Source organism: Bacillus cereus group sp. N8, assembly GCF_016483685.1.
Classification (GTDB): Bacteria; Bacillota; Bacilli; order Bacillales; family Bacillaceae_G; genus Bacillus_A; species Bacillus_A proteolyticus.
Genome location: NZ_JAEHBK010000001.1, coordinates 213,242 through 233,562, shown reverse-complemented (window position 1 = coordinate 233,562; position 20,321 = coordinate 213,242). Strand labels below are relative to the sequence as shown.

Sequence of the window (20,321 nt, the reverse complement as noted above, 5' to 3'; positions counted from 1 at the left end):
AGTGAAGGATATGAAGAGATTAGGTGTACTCTTATTCGTGCTTGTCCTCGGTTATATATTTTATTACGACATTAAAATCGGTACTTTACCGATGTTAAGTTCATACAAGAAAACAACAGCTGCCGAAACGATAAAAAAAGAAAATACAGATACAAAGCAGAATAAAGAGAAAGAAACAGAAAAAGAAACGGATACAGCTTATAAAGCAATTGAAGTAAAAACTGGTGATACAGTCCTTTCTATTACAGAAGCGATCAATAAGAAAAAAATTCCTTCTATTGAAAAAGTAATTGATGATTTTAAACAATTAAATAAAAATACATCTGCTACAAAAATCCAAGTTGGAAAGTCTTATAAATTCCCGTTATATCAATAAGCCATCACTTAATCCTTGTCAATTACATAAAGGCGCTGATACAATAGTAAAAGTGAAACCGAGTACTTTGGTTTCTATAGCCCTTTCTCACACATACTATCATTGATGTAAGGGACTAAAATAAGAAACTTCTTTTATAAGGAGAGCGATCTATTCGTGAATGAAATGACTCATCGTACAAAAACACGTCCAGTTAAAGTCGGTAATTTAACAATTGGCGGTAACAATGAATTAATTATACAAAGTATGACGACAACAAAAACACATGATGTTGAGGCTACAGTTGCTGAAATTAAACGTTTAGAAGAAGCAGGCTGTCAAGTCGTGCGTGTTGCTGTTCCAGACGAACGCGCAGCAAATGCTATTGCTGATATTAAAAAACAAATCAACATTCCACTTGTTGCTGATATTCATTTTGATTATCGCCTTGCTTTAAAAGCAATTGAAGGTGGCATTGATAAAGTACGTATCAATCCAGGTAACATTGGTCGTCGCCATAAAGTAGAAGCTGTTGTAAATGCAGCAAAAGAACGCGGTATTCCAATCCGTATCGGTGTAAACGCAGGTTCATTAGAACGTCACATTTTAGAAAAATATGGATACCCAACTGCTGATGGTATGGTCGAGAGCGCACTGCACCATATTAAAATTTTAGAGGACTTAGATTTCCACGATATTATCGTATCAATGAAAGCCTCTGATGTTAACTTAGCAATTGAAGCATATGAAAAAGCCGCTCGCGCTTTTGATTATCCATTACATTTAGGTATCACAGAATCAGGAACTTTGTTTGCTGGAACTGTAAAAAGCGCTGCTGGTCTTGGAGCAATTTTAAATAAAGGTATCGGAAATACACTACGTATTTCTTTAAGTGCTGATCCAGTGGAAGAAGTAAAGGTTGCACGTGAACTATTAAAGTCATTCGGTCTTGCATCTAATGCCGCAACACTTATTTCTTGTCCAACTTGTGGTCGTATTGAAATTGACCTAATTAGCATCGCTAATGAAGTAGAAGAATATATCTCTACACTTCAAGTTCCAATTAAAGTTGCGGTACTTGGCTGCGCTGTAAACGGTCCTGGGGAAGCTCGTGAAGCTGACATCGGTATTGCTGGTGCACGCGGAGAAGGTTTATTATTCCGTAAAGGGCAAGTTGTTCGTAAAGTACCAGAAGAAACTATGGTAGAAGAACTGAAAAAAGAAATTGATGTAATCGCTGCTGAAATGGCTGCCGAACGAGAAAAAGAAAAACAAGAACAATAAAAAAGACGGTTGCCCACAATTTTTGTGAGCAACCTTTTTACATTTAAATTAAAAACTCGTCAGTTAATAACCGACGAGTTCTCTCATTTTGCACATTTTGGACAACGACCATATATTTCGAACTTATGTCCCGTTACCTCATAACCTTTAAAATCTTTATTCATAAAATCCATTGGGCAAGAAGTGATTTCTTTCGTACCACCACAATCTAAACAAATAAAATGATGATGATGTTCCATAATAGAGCACGTAAAACGAAAATGTTTTTCACCATTTAATTCCGTTTGCTCTAAAACTCCAATTTCAGCGAATACCGTTAAGTTACGATAAATCGTATCGAAACTAAGTCCTGGATAATCATCCTTCATATGCTCTAAAACGTCTTTCGCAGTTAAATAACGATTATGTGCCGCGAATAATCTTAGCATCTCTTCCCTTTTCCCCGTATGTTTATATCCTTTTTCCTTCATTAGGCGTAAAGCTTCTGTTAGATTCATACCTATCCCTACTTTATGCAGTTTTTTTCTTCTTCCATAAAATCGCACCGATTAAAATAAGAACCGCTATCATAACGATTGTACCACCTGGTGCTAGATCAAGTTGATACGAAGCAAACATTCCACCAATTACTGCAATTTCACCAAATAAAATGGAAAAGAAAATTGTTTGTTTAAATCCTTTTGCAATACGAATACTTGCTGCAACTGGTAACGTCATTAAAGATGATACAAGAAGAACACCTACAACCCGCATTGATACCGCAATTACAAGAGCAACTAATATAATGAAAATAAAGTGAATCCACTTTGCACTCAAACCGGTTGATACAGCGTATTCCTCATCAAATGATAGTAAAAACAACTCTTTGTATAATAAAACAATCGTTATAATAACTACAATTGCTACTATACCAATAATAATTAAATCCGCACTTGTCACAGCACTTACACTACCAAATAAATAACTAAATAAATCCGTATTGAATCCATTAGCAAGTGAAATGAAGATAACTCCAATCCCCATCCCTGCTGAAAGTATAATCGGAATTGCTAATTCTTGATAATGTTTATATACAGTACGTAATTTTTCAATTAGCAATGCTCCACCGATTGAAAAAAGCATTCCCATATATAAGGGGTTTAAAAACCCACCGGTAAAGATTGTCTTTTCAAGTAATAAACTTGCTGCAATTCCCGATAACGTCACATGACTTAATGCATCCGCAATAAGCGACATACGACGAATTACAACGAACACGCCGATAAGTGGTGCGACAAGCCCTATTAAAACACCAGCGTATAAAGAATTACGTAAAAAATCATATTGTAAAAAATCCTGTATCATTATATCCTCCCGTGATGCCCATGTTCATGTTCTAAGCGATGAACATGATGTCCATATAAAATCGACATTTCGGCATCTTCTAACTCTAGGAATTTCTCTACATTCCCATGGAAATGTAGATGCTGATTTAAACATGCAACATGCGTCACCTTCTCTGTTACAGCACCCATATCGTGCGTAACAAGAATTAACGTGATCCCTAGCCTTTTGTTTAAATCCTCTAGTATCTCATAGAAGCTTTCCACATTTTTCACATCAATCCCAACAGTAGGCTCGTCCAAAATAAGTAATTCCGGATCACTTACAAGTGCACGAGCAATAAATACACGTTGTTGCTGTCCACCAGAAAGCTCTCCAATGTTGCGACCTTGAAACTCGCTCATCCCTACATCAGCAATCGCTTTTTCTACTTTCGCCTTATCGTCTTTCGTAAAGAAGCGAAAAAGACCTTTTTTGGAAACAAGTCCCATTGAAACAACTTCAAAGACAGTCGCCGGGAAACCTGAGTTAAAGCTATTTGCCTTTTGAGATACATAACCAACTTTATTCCACTCTTTAAATTTTTTACTATCAATGCCAAACAATCTAATACTTCCTTGCTTCGGCTTTAAAACACCCAATAAACATTTAAGTAAAGTCGATTTCCCTGAACCATTTGGTCCAACTAAACCTAAAAAAGCTCCCTTCGGAACTTGCAAATTAATATCTTCTAACACATTTCGATCTTCATACCGAAACGTAAGTCCTTCTATTTCTAATATATTATTCATTATACATCACCTATTTTAATTCAGAATGATTCCGATTTATCTCTATTTGAATTATAGTACAGCTTATTATAGTTGTAAACCAATCTGCCCAAAATATATTCCTTATTTCCAGAAACCTTACTATTATAACAAAAAGCAGAGAAAATTTCTCTGCTTTCGAAAGATATTGTAATTAATTTTTTAGTGAATCGCTGATTTAAACTTACCGCCATTCGTCTCTTGCGTACTCATAATCGTAACAAAGGCATTTTCATCAATTTCATGCACAATCGACTTTAACTTCGTCACTTCAAGACGCGTTACAACTGCATAAATAACTTCTTTTTCTTTATCTGTATAGCCACCTTTAGCAACAAGTTTTGTTGTTCCACGGCCAAGGCGGTGTAAAATTGCATTTGATACTTCTTCATATTGATCTGACACTATTAAAACCGCTTTCGTTTCGTCTAATCCTTGAATTACTGTATCAATTGTTTTAAATGCGATATAGTACGTCATAACAGAATACATCGCCTGTTCAACACCAAATACAAATGCTGCCCATGCAAAAATGAATAAATTCACAAACATTACAAATTCACCAACAGAGAAAGGTAATTTCTTCGTTAATAAAATCCCCATAATTTCTGTTCCGTCCATTGATCCACCATGACGAATAACAAGTCCTACACCAAGCCCTAAAATAAGACCACCAAAAACTGTTGCTAAAATCGGCTCTGTTGTAAATGGTGGGATAGCATGCAACGTTGATTCAATAAATGCTAAAGCTACAATTCCAAATGCTGAAGATAACATGAATGTTTTTCCAATTTGCTTATACCCGGAGTACATAAAAGGAATGTTGAGGATAACAACTAAAGTAGAAAAACTTAACCACCAAATATTAGGAGTAAGATAATCTAATATAAGAGAAATACCAATAATTCCACCATCGATAATTTTATTTGGCATTAAAAACAGTTCAATCGCTACCGCTGCACACGCTGCCCCAAAGACAATCATAACTAAACGATATACAAGATGAATAACACTTTCTTTTCGATGTTGCTTTTTCTCCATAAGTCCTCCTTATACTCTTTATCTATAGTTTTGTTCTTATATTATAGCATAAGCTTCTTTTTCTCATGGAAAAAACGAAACTCTATAAGAATATATACAAGCTATGTGCACATATATTTCGATAGTAGAACGTGTGAAGGAGGACAACACGATGAACCTCATCAAACAAATTGTTAATAAAAAATTAAACCATATTTCTACAAAAGAGCTATTAAAATATAGCAAAGAATATGAAGTTCCAATTACACCCGCACAAGCTGATCAAATTGTTTTACTTATGAAAGGAAAAAACATTAACATTTACGATAATAATGAGCGACTAGATCTCTTAAAACAAATCGCAAAGGTAACTTCTCCTGCCACTGCCCAACAAGTTAATACTTTATTTCAGCAACTATTAAAATAAGGAGGGGAAATCCCCTCCTTATTTCTTATTGCGCTTTAATTTTCTCAAGAATTCCTTCATCAAAAGTACCATTTTTCAGCATTTCGATTTCTAATTTATATGGCGGCTTCTTATCTTTTTTATCTTCACCTACATATGGCGTTTCAAGAATTTTTGGTACGTGCATTAACTGCGGGTGATGCACGATATGATGCAACGCTTTATAACCGATATGACCGAAACCGATATTTTCATGACGGTCCTTTCCTGCGCCGCGTACATTTTTACTATCATTAATATGAAGTACTTGCAAACGATCAATACCAACAATCTTATCAAATTCGTTTAATACACCGTCAAAGTCATTTACAATATCATATCCTGCATCGTGCGTATGACACGTATCAAAGCATACTGATAGCTTCTCATTATATTTTACACCATCAATAATCTTTGCAATTTCTTCAAAGCTACGACCGCATTCTGTTCCTTTTCCCGCCATCGTTTCTAACGCAATGTTAACCGTCTGTTCTGGCGTTAATACTTCATTAAGCCCTTTAATAATTTGTTGAATACCAGCATCCGCTCCTGCACCAACGTGCGCACCTGGGTGAAGAACGATTTGTTTCGCCACACCTAATGCCGAGGTTCTTTCAATTTCCATGCGAAGGAAGTCTACACCTAATTGGAATGTTTCTGGCTTCGTCGTATTCCCAACATTAATAATATATGGCGCATGTACGATAATTTCCTCAATACCGTTTAGTTCCATATGTTTTCTTCCTGCTTCTATGTTTAATTCCTCAATTGGTTTTCTTCGTGTATTTTGCGGTGCACCTGTATAAATCATAAACGTCGTTGCACCGTATGAAACAGCTTCTTCACTTGCTGCTAATAACATCTTCTTACCACTCATTGAAACATGAGATCCAATCTTTAACATACAATCACCTCTTCAATATACAATAGATATAATGATAGCATAATTTGTAGAAACATGTAGTGAATTGTTTGTTCGCAAAAAAGGCACTACACAAATTTATATGACTATTTAAACAAGCTATACTCTATATTTAACTTAACTGGATTAGGCGAAACTTTAATCAATATTTTTCTATCCTTATTGATTATATACTCTCACAAATAGCGGGATAAAAAAAGATAAGGGAAAATCCCTTATCTTTTTTTATTACTATATTTTCTCTTAACTTTATCACGTTCTGTTGCAAGTTTTCGTTTATAGTTTGGTTTTACTTTCTTCGGCTTTTTAACAACCTTTGTTGCCATAACATCTAGCCCATCATTTGGTTTTTTACGGCTCTTACGACGACGACGGTCACCTAAATCCGCCCACTCATCTCCACGTAAATCTACATGCTTAAACTCGATATGACGTTGTTTTTCCAAACTATCTAAAGCTTCTTCATTTGCTGGATCATAAATTGTCACTGCAATACCTGAATGACCCGCACGTGCAGTTCTTCCAACACGGTGAACGAAGAAATCTAAATCTGATGGAAGTTCATAGTTAATAACATGACTAATTCCTTCAATATCAATACCGCGTGCTGCTAAATCAGTCGCAACAATATATTGGAATTCAAGATCACGAATTTGTTTCATCATTCTTTTACGATCACGTGGTGATAAATCCCCGTGAATTCGTCCAACTTTTAAGCCACGCTCTGTTAATCCATCAGCAACTTGGTCTGCCATTTTCTTCGTGTTAGTGAAAACAATTGCTAAATACGGCTTAAATTGAAGCAACATCTTGTTCACTAAATCAATTTTGTTACGATGTCTAGAGGGCACTAAATAATGCTCAATATTTCCAGCCGCAACTTGTTTCGGATTAATATGAATATGCTCTGGATTCTCCATATATTTCTTCAAAAATGGTTTTAATTTTTGAGGAATTGTTGCAGAGAAAACTAGCATTTGCAAGTTTTTAGGCATACGTCCTGCAATTTTATCTACATCTTGAATGAATCCCATATCAAGCATTAAATCTGCTTCATCGACAATAATAGTATTTGCTTTATAAACAAATAGCGCTTTTTCTTCTACTAAGTCTTTAATACGTCCTGGTGTTCCAACTACAATATGAGGTTGTTTTTTCAACTTTTCAATTGATCGTTGTTTATCAGTTCCACCAATTAAGCAACGTGCTGTAATCATTTGATCTTCTGCACAGAACTTTGTTAATTTCACGATTTCTTCGTAAATTTGTTGTGCTAACTCACGAGTAGGCGCTGTAATAACAAGTTGAACTTCTTCACGACTTGCATCAATTCTGTTTAATGTAGGAAGTAAGTATGCATGTGTTTTCCCAGAACCTGTTTGGGATTGTCCAATTACACTTACACCTTTTTTCACAACCGGGAAAATTTTCTGTTGAATTCCTGTCGGCTCTGAAAAGCGTAGTTCACGAACTGCATCTATTAAAAATGGTTTAAAATCATACTGTGTAAAAGTTTGTTGTGTCATAAGTTACACCTTCTTTCTAAATTTCTACTGCGCGCACAAATCAGTCAAGTCTACATTATATCGAAATCTACAAGTAAAATCCATCTTTAGTTTAGGTTTTCACTTCAAAAACTAACCTTCTTCCCTCTTATTGCATATTGTATGTGTATATACCTAACTGAAGAAAGGAGGATTTCCCACATGTTTCCGAAATCCCCTGCAAGACAAATGTATCCGAATCGAGGACAACAATCTTACACACCATATCCGATTCCCCAACTACCACCGATGGCTCAAAAAAAGAAAGGTTTCCTTGCTAAACTCTTTAAAAAACACGATCCAACCGAACCTTTCATGCAAATGGTCCCTCCTTATCGACAAATGGAAGGGCCACCGATGATGTACCAACAACCGTCGCCCCAATATCAACAGCAACAGCCCCACCACCAACAATATACACAACAATATCAACCATACATGCAGCAATATCCTCAACAGATGATACCACCTCAAATGTATGAATCAAATGATACACGCGGCGCCGCGTCAGCTACAACCGCAGCGGCATCTAGCAGCGGCATCGGTAGTTTTTTTTCAAATTTAATTTCGAACCCAACTAATATGATAAATAATATCGAAAAAGTATCTCAAGTCGTGCAATCTGTCGGTCCTGTTGTCGAACAGTACGGTCCCATTATGCGTAGTCTACCAAGCATTGTTAAAATCCTCACCTCCGGAAAAAGTACGGAAGAAAATCAAACTGAAGATGCAACAGAACAGGTTGAGGTAGCAACTCCACCTCCTCCGCCTCCAAAAAGGAAACGAAAAAGAAAAAAAATAGTGCTGGAACCAGTAATAGAAAAAGAGGTTCCGAAAGAACCCGTTCAACAATCAGCAACAAAACCAAAACTATATGTGTAACAATCCTTTGTTTTCTATCCCCTCCTCCTTTATAATGTAAAAGACTATGCACAAAAGTATCCCTTGTTTAGAAGGAGAGGATTACTCATATGAAAATTGTTAAAATTTCCCCTCGTGGTTATTGCTACGGTGTTGTCGACGCAATGGTAATTGCACGTAACGCTGCATTAGATAAATCATTACCGAGACCTATTTATATTTTAGGTATGATTGTTCACAATAAACATGTTACAGACGCTTTTGAAGAAGATGGAATCATTACGTTAGACGGACCAAGTCGCTTAGATATTTTAGATCAAATTGATTCTGGTACTGTTATCTTTACTGCTCACGGTGTTTCTCCTGAAGTTAAACAACGTGCAAAAGAAAAAGGTTTAACAACAATCGATGCCACTTGTCCAGATGTTACAAAAACGCATGACCTTATTGAAGCAAAGAAAGCTGAAGGTTACCATGTCATTTATATCGGTAAAAAAAATCACCCTGAACCAGAAGGTGCGGTTGGTATTGCACCTGACATCGTTCATCTTATCGAAAGAGCCGCTGATTTAGAAACATTAGAAATCCCAACGGATAAAATTTTAGTTACGAATCAAACAACGATGAGCCAATGGGATGTTCAACATTTAATGGAAGACATCCAAAAGAAATTCCCAACGGCAGAATTCCATAAAGAAATTTGTTTAGCAACTCAAGTTCGCCAAGAAGCTGTAGCTAAACAAGCAGATGTTGCAGATTTAACAATCGTTGTTGGTGATCCAAAAAGTAACAATTCGAATCGCTTAGCGCAAGTATCACAAGAAATTGCTGGTACGAAAGCTTATCGTGTTGCGGATGTAAGTGAAATTCAATTAGAGTGGCTACAAGGTGTAGAAAACGTAGCTGTTACAGCAGGCGCTTCTACTCCAACACCAATTACAAAAGAAGTTATCGCTTTCTTAGATCAATATGATCCAATGAACCCAGCTACATGGGAGAGAATTCGAAAAGTACCACTTCAAAAGATATTACCTCGTGTAAAGGTAAAAAAAGAACAATAATAAAAACCGTTGCCTATATGAGCAACGGTTTTTATTTTTCTTATACAAATGTAAATGGGTCTGTATGTAACTGAGAAGCATGAATGTGTACATTGAGTTTTTTCGCATCTACTTGTTCTTGCAATTGCTTTTGCACACCTTGCTTCATTACTTTTTCAACGTTATGTCCTGGATCAACTATATTTAAACCGAGCATCATCGCGTCATGAGCAACATGATAATACATGTCACCTGTTACATATACATCTGCCCCTTTAAATTTCGCTTGATTTATATATTTATTGCCATCTCCACCGAGTACAGCGACTTTACGCACCTTGTCATCTAACTTGCCGACAACTCTTGCACCCTTTACATGTAAAGATTGTTTCACATGTTCTGCAAATTGACCAAGTGTCATTTCTTCTTCTAAATATCCTATTTTACCAAGACCTAAAGTTTCACCTTTATTATCAAGCGGATATACATCATACGCCACTTCTTCGTATGGATGGGATACCAACATCGCTTTAATAATTTTTCTTTGTAATGAAGCTGGAATAATCGTTTCGATACGTACCTCTTCCACCCGTTCTAACTGTCCAGTTTCCCCGATATAAGGCTTTGTTCCCTCTTGAGGTACAAACGTGCCTGTCCCCTCACTATTGAACGTACAGTGGCTATAATTGCCGATATGACCAGCACCTGCATCTCCTAGCGCTTTACGTACTTCTTCTGCGTGAGTTACTGGCACAAACACAACAATTTTTTTCATTTCTTCTGCGTATGTCGGAGCTAATACTTCTGTATTTTGTAACCCTAACGCATCGGCAAGTAAATCATTTACCCCGCCCTTAGCAATATCTACATTTGTATGTGCTGCATAAATCGCAATATCATTTTTAATACACGTTTCAATAATTCTTCCGTACGCCTTATCTGTATGAATCGCTTTTAATGGACTAAAGATTAAAGGATGGTGCGCTATAATGACATTCGCCCCTAATTGGATCGCCTCGTCCACAACTCCCTCCGTTACATCTAACGCGATTAGTACGTGCTGCACAGGTTTATTAAGTGCCCCAATCTGCAGGCCGATTTTATCCCCTTCCATCGCTAAATGCTTCGGATACATACTTTCAAATAAAGAAATAACCTCATGGCCATTTGGAATTTTACTCATGATAAAATCTCCCCTATCATTTTCATTTTCGCTTCTACTTCTACACGTTTCGCTTTTGTCTCTTCAGAATCTGCTGCACGTTCTAATTGTTTTAAGATATTTTGGAAGTTTTTCAATTCTCCTTCCCACTTTTCAACAAAGGCCTCACCTTTTTCTTTTATTAAAAATGGACCCATAAATAATTCAGCTTGTTTATTATCTGAGTAAGGTGCTGCAATATTTCCTCGTTCCCCAACTAAAATTTCGTAAATTTTCCCGTCTTCTTTTACGATTTTTTCACGGATAAGCTCCCAGCCATTTTCAATAAACCATTCACGAATGTGATGTGCTGCAATGTTCGGCTGTAAAATCAAACGTGTTACACCTTCTAATTTTTCTTTACCACTTTCTAAAATGTCACGAATTAGTGCTCCACCCATACCAGCAACTGTAATTACATCTACTTCCCCTGGTGTAATTACTTCTAATCCATTCCCTTTACGAACGTCTATTTTATCTTGTAAGCCACTTTCAGCTACAGTTGCTTGCGCAGAACGAAACGGCCCATCCACAACTTCTCCTGCAACTGCTTTTGTAGCAATATTATTTATAATTGTATAACACGGTAAATACGCATGATCCGATCCAATATCAGCTACTGTAGATCCTACTGGAATCTCGCGCACAACTTCTTCTAATCGTTTTGAAAGCTTTACTTCATTCATGTATTTCCATTACTCCTTCTCTTGTCAGTCTGTCTCCATGATAATGAATTTATAGTAGTTGTTGCAAGCCCATAACAACAATTCCATTCTCTATTACTCATCGTATTTTAGAAAGTATAGAAAAACAAGCCTTTTGCACAAAAGCAAAAGGCTTGTTTTTCTATACTTTATTTTTTCTTTGATAACCAATCAGCTACTTTAGCCGCTTGATCAGCCGGAACTATATTTGGCGGCATGTTTCCTTTTCCTTTCGAAAGAATTTCTTTAATTTCATCCTTTGAAAGTTTCCCACCAATTTTTTGTAAATTAGGTCCTACTGCTCCTTGTAACTGATCACCGTGACAGCTCGTACAGCTTTGCTTTACAATATCCTCTGGCTTTGATGCTGTTTGCGCTGGTTTCCCACCATTTTTTGCATCAGCTAACTCTTTAGATTTATTTAGCCCCTGAAATGAAAATACAAACATAACGATAATACCTAATGCTGCAATAAGAGCGAACGGAATCAACGGATTACGTTTCATATCTCTTCTCCCCCCTCTATACCCCTAAATAGTTAGATGATTCAGTCATTTTTATTGTACTTGAAAACGTTCTATCAGAAAAGAGCAAACTACCATTCGTTAAAAATATTCCATAAATTCAGTTTATTGATTTTCACTATTATATCGCATATTATTTCGATAATTACTAACGTTTCTCATCATATTTTTTACTTTTCTACATATTATTTTGTATATAATAAACAAAATAAATCGAAAAATCGAAAAATGAGCATTTGCAAATCAAAAGACAATTCTGTAAAATAAATTACAAGAAATTGTAATCGTTGCCGATAGCTAAAATTTAACAAAAATTAACAAAATAAAAAAGTTTACTTCACAAAAGTGAAGTAAACTTAAAGGTAGCCTATTCTAAGAAATCCTTAAGGCGCTTACTACGGCTTGGATGTCTTAATTTGCGAAGTGCTTTCGCTTCAATTTGACGAATACGTTCTCTCGTTACGCCGAATACTTTCCCAACTTCTTCAAGCGTACGAGTTCGTCCATCATCTAAACCAAAACGAAGACGCAGAACATTTTCTTCACGATCTGTTAGTGTATCTAACACATCTTCTAATTGTTCTTTTAGCAACTCATACGCTGCATGGTCCGCAGGCGATGTTGCTTCTTGGTCTTCAATAAAGTCACCTAAATGGGAGTCATCTTCTTCACCAATTGGTGTTTCAAGAGAAACTGGCTCCTGTGCAATTTTTAAAATTTCGCGTACTTTTTCTGGAGCAAGATCCATTTCTTCACCAATCTCTTCAGGAGATGGTTCACGTCCTAAATCTTGTAGTAATTGACGTTGTACACGGATTAACTTATTAATTGTTTCAACCATATGAACTGGAATACGAATTGTTCGCGCTTGGTCTGCAATCGCACGTGTAATAGCTTGGCGAATCCACCAAGTTGCATACGTACTAAATTTAAAACCTTTACGGTAGTCGAACTTTTCAACTGCCTTAATTAGACCCATATTTCCTTCTTGGATTAAGTCTAAGAAAAGCATACCACGGCCCACGTAGCGCTTTGCAATACTTACTACAAGACGTAAGTTTGCTTCCGCAAGACGGCGTTTTGCTTCTTCATCGCCTTCTTCAATACGTGTCGCAAGTCGAATTTCTTCTTCAGCAGATAGTAAGTCTACACGACCAATTTCTTTTAAGTACATACGAACAGGGTCATTGATTTTCACACCTGGCGGCACACTTAAATCATTAAGGTCAAATTCTTCTTCCGTTTTTGTAATTTGGCGATTATTAGGACCTTCTTCGTTGTCATTGTCACCAACTAAGTCAATCCCTTGTTCACCTAAATATTCATAGTATTCATCCATTTGATCGGATTCAATTTCAAATCCATTCATGCGTTCTGCAATCTCTTCATATGTAAGAACGCCACGTTTTTTTCCGAGCTCAGTGAGTTGTTCTTTCACTTGCTCAAGGGTCATTTCAGTTTCAATTTGTTTAGAACGAGCTGGTTTGTCAGCCATCTGTTCCCCTCCTTACGCGAGATACAAACATTCATTATACTAAAATTTTATCAAAAAAGCTATTTTCTTGCTTTTTGATTTTGTAAATATGCCACATAATATTTAGCAGCCTCTACAGGATCTGTTTTTTCCATTTGTTTTACTTTAAAGATGATTTCCATCTTTTCAAGTTTTTCTTGATGACGTTTGAGCGTCTCCAAATGACCTTGCAACACTTCTTCTGTGTATTCTGGATTAATAAATTCATCCGTCGAAATATCAGTGATAATATTTTTCAACTTTTCATCAGAGAGCCAACTTAAAAATGTTCCGACTGAAGGTTCATTTCCCTTTTCATAATATGCGTATAGTTCATATAAAATCCCTTTATGTTCTTCTGTATGAAAATCTTCTATATGGGGTTCCATACGAACGGCCACTTCTGCACTTTGCAACATATGGTAAATAATTTCTCTTTCTGCCCTTTCAAAACCTGTTAACTTCGGTTTCGTTTGAACAATTTGAGATGGCTTAGAAACCTGCTTTATTTGTTTTTGCTGTACCTTTTGTTCTTTGCGATATTGGTGCAATTGATTCAAAAGTGTTTCCATTGAATACGAAAATTCTTGCGATAATGACTTTAAATATGATTCAGCCTGCATCGCATCCTGTAGCAATGATAACTCTTTTAAAACACTTTTTACATATTCTTCTTTGCCAGACTCATCTTGCAAATTTTTCCCTAAACGCAAATAATTTATTTTGAAACCAACAAAACTTATACTTGATTTCACAAGATTTTCAAAAGCCGTTGTCCCATATTGTTGCACATATTCATCAGGATCAAGCTTATCTGGCAAGGGTGTGACCTTCACTTGGCAACCAACTTGCAATAACAACTGCCCTGCTTTCATCGTCGCTTCTCGCCCTGCTTTATCACCATCATAGCAAAGAACAACAGTTTCAACGTTACGTCGCAGAAGTTTCACTTGTTCTTCAGTTAAAGCTGTTCCCATTGTCGCAACCGCTTCTTCCACACCACTTTTTACCGCGGCTAGTACATCGGCATATCCTTCAAAAAGGACAACCTGCCCACGTTTTCTAATAAACGGCCTTGCTTGGTGGAAGTTATACAACAACTTACTTTTATGAAAAATTGGTGTTTCAGGGCTATTTAAATATTTCGGAGTATCATCTCCTAGCGCCCTTCCACTAAACGCTATCACCTTACCTTGTAAAGTATAAATTGGAAACATAACCCTTCCACGGAAGCGGTCATAATGACTACCATCCTTCTCGCTTCTTATAAGAAGGCCGGCTTGTTCCATACTAGATAGCGAAAAACCTCTTTTTTGCAAAATTTTTGTCGCTGCATCCCAAGCTGGTGATGCATAACCAATTTCAAACTTCTCAATCATTTCTTTTGTAATACCACGTTTTAATAAATAAGAAAGTGCTTCATTTCCTTCTTCTGTATTTACTAATAAATGGTGATAATACTTCTTCAAAAGTTCATGAGCCTGTTGCATGATGACAGTGTCATCAGATATGTTTTCTTGTTGTCCTTGCCCTGATGTATATTCTGCAACTGCAATTCCATTGCTTTCACCTAGCTTTTGAACAGCCTCTGTGAAAGCAAGTCCTTCCATTTTCATAAGAAAAGAAAATACATTTCCACCTTCTCCACATCCGAAGCAATGAAAAATTTGCTTATCAGATGAAACAGAGAATGAAGGGGAATTCTCACCATGAAATGGACAAAGGCCGAAATAGTTACGCCCCTGCTTTCTAAGTTGAACATACTCACCTATCACTTCTACAATATCGGATGACGTCCGAATCTGTTCAACAACTTCTTCGGGAATTCTGTTCCCCATAACTCCATCTCCGTGTCGTATTTTGTATTCGATATTAATTACAAGATTCCTTTATAATTCGACAATATTTTTTCTAAATTTATTAGAAAGTGCTGTCGATCACGTTGTGTAAACTATTTTGGTCCTTTTGTATAAGCACCTTGCCTGCGTAACTTCACAAATACATACCTTCTATGTAAAATTGTATCCATTTGCTCATCTTTTACAAATGTACTTCGTGGAGACAATACATGTACTCCTTTTTTTAAAAGAAGACTAGCAAGCCACATATCATATGTGATCACGAAATCTGTAGCTTTTGCATGTTGATAAATATAAAAACTGACTTCATCTTGCTTAAAATCTACATAGACCCAATTATCTTGCTGTTTTCTTAAACGATGAGCCTACGATACGACAAACAAAATTTCGACATAAATTCTTGTTCTAACGCGCACAATTTCATCCTTCACGGGACATGCATCTGCATCAACTAATATCTCACTGATGTTTTGCATATTTCTGTATTCTACATCCCTTCTGCGAATCCTTCCATAATGTGCGTTTTCTTGTTTAGATTTTGTCGATTTAACGTAAATACATGTCTTTTTCGCAAATCCTATCCCTAGTTTATTCTGAAAAATTAAAGTCTAAACGTAAAATATAGGTTTTTATCACAATTTTTTATTATAATATATTTTCTTCAACTACGCTACATATCCCTTTAATTTTCATTTTACATTTAAAGATAACGAAATCGTTCCTTCAACATAATAAAAAAACAGAAGAATATAAGTATAACCATTACACTGTATTCTATTACTAAATCGACAGTTATTGTCCTACTTCTCATGAGCGAAAAAAGCACATTCACCTGTGGTAAATGTGCTAAAACATTTTTTGGTTTTGCACTGCATTCACAATAATATTAGCTGTTTCTTCAATCGCCTTATTTGATACATCGATCACTTGACAATTTATTTTACTCACTACATTCTCAAAATGAACGATTTCTTCTTTAATACGATTAATATTCGCATATGTTGCTCCGTCACTTAATCCAAGTGATTTTAATCGTTCTTTTCGAATATGATTTAACTTATCCGGTGTAATTTTCAAACCGAAACATTTCTCTTTTGCCACTTTATATAATTCCTCAGGCGGATCTACTTCTGGTACAAGTGGTACATTGGCAACCTTCAAGCGTTTGTTATGCGCTAAATATTGTGAAAGTGGTGTTTTTGATGTACGTGAAATTCCAATCAATACGATATCGGCTTTCAAAATACCACGTGCATCTCTACCATCATCATACTTAACCGCAAATTCAATCGCTTCAATCTTTTTAAAGTACTCTTCATCTAATCTTCGAACGACACCTGGCTCATACCTTGGTACTTGCCCTGTAATTTCTTCAATTTGATCGATAAGAGGTCCGATAATATCGTATGCCTCTACCCCTTCTTTTGCCGCCTCTGTCAATAAATATTGACGCATATCAGGCTTTACTAACGTAAAACAAATAAGCGCCTGATTGCTCTTGGCAATCGAGATCACTTCTTTTAATGTCCCTGTATCTTCTACATAAGGTACACGTCTAATATCAGGAGCGAACGGGAACTGTCCCATTGCCGCTCTAACAACCAAATCAGCCGTTTCTCCTACAGAGTCAGATACGACATATACGATTTTATTATCCATTACATTACCTCACTTTAAACAAATTACACTTATTCGTTATTTACTAAATTTACAAACGCACGTGTAATATTTGTTTTTGTAATTCGCCCAATCACTTCTAGACCTTGTTTCGTGTCCTTTACAACTGGCATTGCATCAATCTGTCTTTCTATTAATTCCATCGCAATATCATATAAAGAATCCTCCCTGCGACACATCGCAATGTTTGGCATCCTTGTCATGATAATATTAACCGGAAGAGAGGTTAAATCCTGCTTTCCTAAGCTAGCTCGTAATAAATCTTTACGAGATACAACGCCCACCAATAAAGTAGCTTGATCTACAACAAACAATGTACCAACATCCTCTAGAAACATAGTACAGATTGCATCGTATACTGATACATTTTTATCAATTACAGCAGGTCTAGATTGATAATCTTGCACTTTAATTTTTTTAACAGCTTCAGATAATAGCTGTCCCCCAGTTTTACCCGTATAAAAATAACCTACGCGTGGACGCGCTTCTAAATAACCAGCCATCGTTAAAATTGCTAAGTCTGGTCTTAGCGTTGCACGTGTTAAACCCAATTGCGCAGCAATTGACTCCCCTGTAATAGGACCGTGATCTTTTACAATCTGAATGATATGTTCTTGCCGTTTATTCAGCTCTATGATAATCACCACCTTTAATGCACAACGAAAAAAGTTATACTATCTCTTAAATATTATATACTAAATATGCTATTCGAAAAAGAAAGTATGTAAAAAGGACCGTATACGGCCCTCAATTATATTTGAAACTTATCAAGTTGTTCTAGGAAACGTCTTGATTTCAAATAAATTCCGCAATATTCATCATAATATGTATTCAATACTAAACGCATTTGTTTTTTTGTGCCATCCTTCACTGATACATTGCCGAGCCTATGTAAATCGAAATGGAAGAAAAGACGTAACAATTTATGCACAGCTTCTCCCACCGGTATACGATACGGATCTTGCTCCGCATGACGTGAGCACAGAAAACCGCCTTCCCTAACAGAGAAGGCGACAAAATCTGTTTCTTGATGACAAATCGCACATGTATCAAAATACGGGCGCATCCCTAATACCGGAAGCATTTTCGTTTGATAAATTAATGATAATACTTCTGGATCAACACCCTCACACATATAATGCAACGTTTGATATAACATTTCAAATAAGTACGGATTATGTTTTTTATCTTCTGTTGCTTTATCAGTTAACTCAACAACAAATGATGCATAAGCAGTTAAAAATATATCCTCGCGAATTTCTTTCATAGTTGAAATAATCTCGCCTTGTTGCAAAGTTCCAAGCCCAGATCCCACTTGGATAAGAAAATGCCCATGAGTCATAAGTTGCGAAACAGACGCTAACCGACTTTTCGGTTTTTTCGCCCCTCTTGCCATTGCACTTATCTTACCAAATTCTCTTGAGAATATTGTAACAATCTTATTCGTTTCTCCGTAATCTGTCGTACGGATAACGATGCCCTCAACTTTTTGAAACATGTTCGTCACCATCCAAGGTTTGAACAAAACGGGTCAAGAAATTGGAGAGTCTAGATGCGCTAGCTCCTCTTCATGTTGATCCATCTCATCGTTTACGTCTTTTTCCATTTCTTTTAAAAGCAAATACGTTTCAATGCTTCCTGTTTTGGAGAAAAACTTCCAGGTAAAATCTAGCATAAGAATCCACCTTTCTCAATAAGCGTAGCCTATAAACCAATTTCCTTTGTTATTAAATTGACCCATTTTGTCCATTTTCATGTGAGAAAAATTTTTCCTAATTTATTAAAGCTTATAAAAACCAATAATCAGCGGATGAGCAAACATCCACTGATTACAGCCTTACTTTATTTTAGTACTCGTCTTCGCGGAAACCAAGATCACGAAGCTGAGACATCTTATTGCGCCAATCTTTTTGTACTTTTACCCATACCTCTAAAAATACTTTAGAACCAAGAAGTGCTTCAATATCAAAACGAGCTCGTTTCCCGACTTCTTTTAACATCTTCCCTTGCTTACCTATAATAATTCCTTTTTGTGATGCACGTTCAACAACAATCGTTGCGTTTATATAAACTGCACCGCCCTCACGCTTCTGAATTGCATCAATAACAACCGCTACAGAGTGCGGCACTTCTTCACGTGTTAAATGTAATACTTTTTCACGAATAAGCTCTGAAATAATAAATCGCTCTGGATGATCCGTTACTTGATTATCCGGGTAATATTGCGGTCCTTCTGGTAAATACTTTTTAATTGCTCCGATTAACGCTTCAACGTTATTACCGTCCAATGCAGAAATTGGCACAATCTCCGCGAACTCATATAATTTACGATATTGATCAATCAACTCCAGCAATTGCTCTGGATGAACTTGGTCAATTTTATTAATTACCAAAAATACCGGTTGTTTCGTTTCTTGTAATTTTTCAATAATGAATTCCTCACCACGACCAAATCCTTCAGTTGCATTGACCATAAATAGAACAATATCAACTTCTTTCAATGTCGTTTGAGCCATCTTCACCATGAAATCACCTAGCTTATGTTTAGGTTTATGTATTCCTGGTGTATCAATGAAAATTACTTGTGAATCATTTTCTGTATATACGCCTTGAATTTTATTACGAGTCGTTTGTGGCTTATCACTCATAATAGCAATTTTTTGGCCGATAATACGATTTAAAAATGTAGATTTCCCAACATTCGGTCTGCCAATAATAGAGACAAAACCTGATTTATAACCTTTTCTATTCATGTAAATCCTCCGCTAAAAATGCTCCTGGTAACAATTCTCCGACTGTCGTCTCTTGAACGTCACCATGTATATTTGATAGGTATACTTTCGTATCCTGTTTACATAATTCTACCATAACTTGTCGACATGCTCCACAAGGAGGCACTGGACGTTTTGTATCTGCTACAACCGCAATAGCTACAAACTCTTTATCTCCTTCAGAAACTGCCTTAAATAAAGCCGTTCTTTCTGCACAGTTACATAAGCCATATGATGCATTCTCAACATTACAGCCACGATATACTTTTCCATCGTGCGTTAATAATGCTGCACCTACTTGAAATTTTGAATATGGTACGTACGCTTGTTTACGCGCTTCGATTGCTTCTTGAATTAATTGTTTACTATTCATATCCCGCATCCTTCCTGTTCACAGCTGTGAATAGATACATTCTTCTATTAAAGGCCCTCACGGCGCTCCCAAAGCTTAATAAAAGCTTTGGAATGC

General features: G+C 36.3%; 22 protein-coding genes and 1 pseudogene. 5 read left to right on the top strand and 18 right to left on the bottom strand.

The window, feature by feature from the left end:
* Nucleotides 1-10: 10 nt before the first annotated feature.
* Together JDS80_RS01205 and ispG are read left to right on the top strand one after the other, a co-directional pair.
* Nucleotides 11-376, top strand: coding sequence for a hypothetical protein (locus JDS80_RS01205; protein ID WP_071747160.1), 366 nt, complete (start codon nt 11-13; stop codon nt 374-376).
* 165 nt (nt 377-541) lie between these two features.
* The gene (gene ispG / locus JDS80_RS01200) at nt 542-1,639 is read left to right on the top strand and encodes a flavodoxin-dependent (E)-4-hydroxy-3-methylbut-2-enyl-diphosphate synthase (protein WP_180230854.1); all 1,098 of its coding nucleotides are present in this window, start codon (nt 542-544) and stop codon (nt 1,637-1,639) included.
* Nucleotides 1,640-1,722: 83 nt separating this feature from the next.
* On the opposite strand, the gene JDS80_RS01195 is transcribed toward ispG, so the two are convergent.
* From JDS80_RS01195 to JDS80_RS01180, 4 genes are all read right to left on the bottom strand, one after another.
* Entirely contained in the window at nt 1,723-2,136 is a 414-nt protein-coding gene (locus JDS80_RS01195) for a Fur family transcriptional regulator (RefSeq protein ID WP_071747162.1), read from the bottom strand.
* A gap of 13 nt (nt 2,137-2,149) precedes the next feature.
* A complete protein-coding gene (locus tag JDS80_RS01190; protein ID WP_071747163.1) occupies nt 2,150-2,983 on the bottom strand; it encodes a metal ABC transporter permease in 834 nt (277 codons plus the stop codon).
* Complete coding sequence (locus JDS80_RS01185; RefSeq protein ID WP_199636830.1) at nt 2,983-3,753, bottom strand: metal ABC transporter ATP-binding protein; 771 nt, start codon at nt 3,751-3,753, stop codon at nt 2,983-2,985. Before JDS80_RS01185 ends, JDS80_RS01190 begins: the two co-directional genes overlap by 1 nt.
* A 180-nt stretch (nt 3,754-3,933) precedes the next feature.
* The gene (locus JDS80_RS01180; protein ID WP_071747164.1) at nt 3,934-4,812 is read right to left on the bottom strand and encodes a YitT family protein; all 879 of its coding nucleotides are present in this window, start codon (nt 4,810-4,812) and stop codon (nt 3,934-3,936) included.
* Between the two features lie 151 nt (nt 4,813-4,963).
* Between JDS80_RS01180 and JDS80_RS01175 the strand changes: the two genes are divergently transcribed.
* Nucleotides 4,964-5,218 (top strand): DUF2624 domain-containing protein, encoded by a 255-nt coding sequence (locus JDS80_RS01175; protein ID WP_071747165.1) that lies wholly within the window; start codon nt 4,964-4,966, stop codon nt 5,216-5,218.
* 25 nt (nt 5,219-5,243) lie between these two features.
* Here JDS80_RS01175 and JDS80_RS01170 read toward each other — a convergent pair whose 3' ends face one another.
* Nucleotides 5,244-6,140, bottom strand: coding sequence for a deoxyribonuclease IV (locus tag JDS80_RS01170; RefSeq protein WP_000912459.1), 897 nt, complete (start codon nt 6,138-6,140; stop codon nt 5,244-5,246).
* A gap of 233 nt (nt 6,141-6,373) precedes the next feature.
* Nucleotides 6,374-7,684: a DEAD/DEAH box helicase gene (locus JDS80_RS01165; RefSeq protein ID WP_071747167.1), complete on the bottom strand. Its 1,311-nt coding sequence runs from the start codon at nt 7,682-7,684 to the stop codon at nt 6,374-6,376.
* A 180-nt stretch (nt 7,685-7,864) separates the two neighbouring features.
* On the opposite strand from JDS80_RS01165, the gene vrrA reads away from it, so the two are divergent.
* Both vrrA and JDS80_RS01155 read left to right on the top strand, forming a co-directional pair.
* Nucleotides 7,865-8,584 (top strand): VrrA/YqfQ family protein, encoded by a 720-nt coding sequence (vrrA, locus tag JDS80_RS01160; protein ID WP_199636829.1) that lies wholly within the window; start codon nt 7,865-7,867, stop codon nt 8,582-8,584.
* A gap of 89 nt (nt 8,585-8,673) precedes the next feature.
* The gene (locus JDS80_RS01155) at nt 8,674-9,624 is read left to right on the top strand and encodes a 4-hydroxy-3-methylbut-2-enyl diphosphate reductase (RefSeq protein WP_071747357.1); all 951 of its coding nucleotides are present in this window, start codon (nt 8,674-8,676) and stop codon (nt 9,622-9,624) included.
* A 40-nt stretch (nt 9,625-9,664) separates the two neighbouring features.
* Here JDS80_RS01155 and JDS80_RS01150 read toward each other — a convergent pair whose 3' ends face one another.
* From JDS80_RS01150 to JDS80_RS01095, 12 genes and pseudogenes are all read right to left on the bottom strand, one after another.
* Nucleotides 9,665-10,786: a Nif3-like dinuclear metal center hexameric protein gene (locus JDS80_RS01150; RefSeq protein WP_071771676.1), complete on the bottom strand. Its 1,122-nt coding sequence runs from the start codon at nt 10,784-10,786 to the stop codon at nt 9,665-9,667.
* Nucleotides 10,783-11,490: a tRNA (adenine(22)-N(1))-methyltransferase gene (locus tag JDS80_RS01145; protein WP_199636827.1), complete on the bottom strand. Its 708-nt coding sequence runs from the start codon at nt 11,488-11,490 to the stop codon at nt 10,783-10,785. Before JDS80_RS01145 ends, JDS80_RS01150 begins: the two co-directional genes overlap by 4 nt.
* Nucleotides 11,491-11,657: 167 nt before the next feature.
* Nucleotides 11,658-12,014, bottom strand: coding sequence for a cytochrome c550 (cccA, locus tag JDS80_RS01140; RefSeq protein ID WP_000828145.1), 357 nt, complete (start codon nt 12,012-12,014; stop codon nt 11,658-11,660).
* A 385-nt stretch (nt 12,015-12,399) separates the two neighbouring features.
* The gene (gene rpoD, locus JDS80_RS01135; protein ID WP_000764066.1) at nt 12,400-13,527 is read right to left on the bottom strand and encodes an RNA polymerase sigma factor RpoD; all 1,128 of its coding nucleotides are present in this window, start codon (nt 13,525-13,527) and stop codon (nt 12,400-12,402) included.
* A 59-nt stretch (nt 13,528-13,586) separates the two neighbouring features.
* A complete protein-coding gene (gene dnaG, locus JDS80_RS01130; RefSeq protein ID WP_199636826.1) occupies nt 13,587-15,383 on the bottom strand; it encodes a DNA primase in 1,797 nt (598 codons plus the stop codon).
* Nucleotides 15,384-15,496: 113 nt separating this feature from the next.
* A pseudogene (locus JDS80_RS31330) lies at nt 15,497-15,703 on the bottom strand (DUF188 domain-containing protein); the annotation flags it as partial.
* A gap of 547 nt (nt 15,704-16,250) precedes the next feature.
* On the bottom strand, nt 16,251-17,063 hold the full coding sequence (locus tag JDS80_RS01120) for a pyruvate, water dikinase regulatory protein (protein WP_071747361.1): 813 nt from the start codon (nt 17,061-17,063) through the stop codon (nt 16,251-16,253).
* Between the two features lie 29 nt (nt 17,064-17,092).
* Nucleotides 17,093-17,725: a transcriptional regulator CcpN gene (locus JDS80_RS01115; protein ID WP_083596090.1), complete on the bottom strand. Its 633-nt coding sequence runs from the start codon at nt 17,723-17,725 to the stop codon at nt 17,093-17,095.
* Nucleotides 17,726-17,832: 107 nt separating this feature from the next.
* On the bottom strand, nt 17,833-18,579 hold the full coding sequence (recO, locus tag JDS80_RS01110) for a DNA repair protein RecO (RefSeq protein ID WP_071771679.1): 747 nt from the start codon (nt 18,577-18,579) through the stop codon (nt 17,833-17,835).
* 33 nt (nt 18,580-18,612) lie between these two features.
* Nucleotides 18,613-18,756: a YqzL family protein gene (locus JDS80_RS01105; protein ID WP_000883924.1), complete on the bottom strand. Its 144-nt coding sequence runs from the start codon at nt 18,754-18,756 to the stop codon at nt 18,613-18,615.
* Between the two features lie 172 nt (nt 18,757-18,928).
* Nucleotides 18,929-19,834 (bottom strand): GTPase Era, encoded by a 906-nt coding sequence (gene era, locus JDS80_RS01100; RefSeq protein ID WP_071747364.1) that lies wholly within the window; start codon nt 19,832-19,834, stop codon nt 18,929-18,931.
* Nucleotides 19,827-20,225, bottom strand: coding sequence for a cytidine deaminase (locus JDS80_RS01095; RefSeq protein ID WP_071747365.1), 399 nt, complete (start codon nt 20,223-20,225; stop codon nt 19,827-19,829). Before JDS80_RS01095 ends, era begins: the two co-directional genes overlap by 8 nt.
* Nucleotides 20,226-20,321: the final 96 nt, after the last annotated feature.